General features: G+C 69.9%; 1 protein-coding gene. It reads right to left on the reverse strand.

From position 1 onward, the window contains the following. Positions 1-277 precede the first annotated feature (277 nt). Positions 278-1740 (reverse strand): trypsin-like serine protease (locus ACIF6F_RS37945; protein ID WP_399958619.1); only part of this gene is annotated, 1463 nt, incomplete at its 5' end.

The raw sequence follows: 1740 nt of genomic DNA on the forward strand, positions 1-1740 counted from the left end.
CTCGGCCTTGATCTTCGCGGCCTCGGGGTAGGAGTGGTCCTCCACCGCGTACGACATCGCATCGACACCGGGGAGCAAGGTGTCCGCGGTCGCCGCCGGCGCCGCCGCGAGGGTCATTGCAGACAGCGAGCGCGGACGGCAGACCGGCTGCCAGGTATCTACGCGCACGGGATATAGCCATGATGGGCCTTCCGAAAAGGCATGAGGCAAGGAAAGAGTGCGGGGCCCGGCTCCTGGCCGGGCCCCGCAGTCAGGGAACGCGTGGCGCTCCTGGTGGTTAGAGGGTGCCGGTGATCGTGGTGGTGCCGAGGGTTCCGGTCACGCCCTGGAGGTTGACCGTGGTGGTCGGGGTCCAGGTGCGGTCGGCGTGGCGGATGATGTGGAGGAGCTTGCTGTCGCTGGTGGTGGCCGTCAGCTGCAGCTCACCGTCGACATGCGCGGCGCCGAGCGACTTCACCGTGACGGTGCCCAGGTAGTCCTTGAGATCACCGAAGGCGGCCCAGGTGCGGTCGGCCTTGCGGATGGCGTGGTACTGACGGGTGCCGTTGTCGGTGGCGATGACGATCTGCGCGTCGCCGCCGGTGCCGGCCATGCTCACCGAAGTGATGGGGCCGGTCGTGCCTGCGGCGCTGGCGACGTTGCCCCAGGTGCTCCACTGTCCGGCGGTGTTGCGGATGGTGTGGTATCCCTTGCCGCCGCTGACGGCGATGAGCTGGAGCTCGCCGCCCACGCTGGCGATGGCGGCGGTGGTTACGGTGCCGATCGGGCCGACAGCGCCGCCGACGTCACCGAAAGAGGTCCAGTGACCGGTGGCGTTGCGCAGGGTGTGGAAGACCTTGCCACTGGCGACGGCGACGACGTGGAGGTCGTTGCCGATGGAGACGGCCGAAAGCTGCGTGACGTTGCCCAGGGCGCCGGCGACGGCGCCGACGTCACCGAAGTTGCCCCAGGTTCCGTCGGCCTTGCGGATGGTGTGGTAGATCTTCCCGTCGCCGCCCAGGGCCACGACATGGGTGTCGGCGTTGATACCCGCCGCGGCCGCCGTGCGGACGCCGCCGCTGATGCTCGTCGCCTTGGTCTGGACGTCGGTGAACCCGGTCCAGGAGCCGTCGGCCAGACGGATGCCCTGGTAGAGGCTGGTACCGGCCTGCACCAGGGTCTCGGCCTTCCAGCCGGGAGCCAGCGCCCGAGTCTGCTGGATCCACTCGCGGAGGTTGTCGGTGCGGGTTTCGTAGGCGCCGGTGGTGGTGTTGGTGGCGTCGAGGCAGCCGTTGTGGCCGGCGCGGGTGGTGATGCCGACGAGGGCGGGCTTGCCGTTCTCGGTGCGGATGGCGGGGCCGCCGGCGTCGCCCTGGCAGATGGTTGCGTCTGCGGGAGCCTTGGGGCTGATCAGGAAGCCGCTGGTGTCGGATGCGCCCGTGGCGAACGTGGCGGAGTGGAGCTTGGAGGGCACCCAGTCGGTCTTCGTGCGACCGAAGCCGACGACAGTGATGTCCTGACCGGCAGCGGGCGCGGTGGTGGACAGCGCCACAGGCGTCACGTTGGCCGCCGGCTTGGCGAGGCGTGCCATGACGAGGTCGCGGTCGGCGTGGGGGACGAGCTCGACGATGTCGGTCGTGTGCCCGCCTGAGGTGGTCAGGTCGGTGCGGCCGACGGTGACCGTGGTCTTGTCCTTGGGGGCGCCGGCGGTGACGGTGGTGGTGTCGGCCGGGTTGTCGGCGAAGCAGTGCTTGGCCGTGA

Origin of the sequence: Streptomyces sp. NPDC086023, from assembly GCF_044540325.1 — a bacterium.
Taxonomy (GTDB): domain Bacteria; phylum Actinomycetota; class Actinomycetes; order Streptomycetales; family Streptomycetaceae; genus Streptomyces.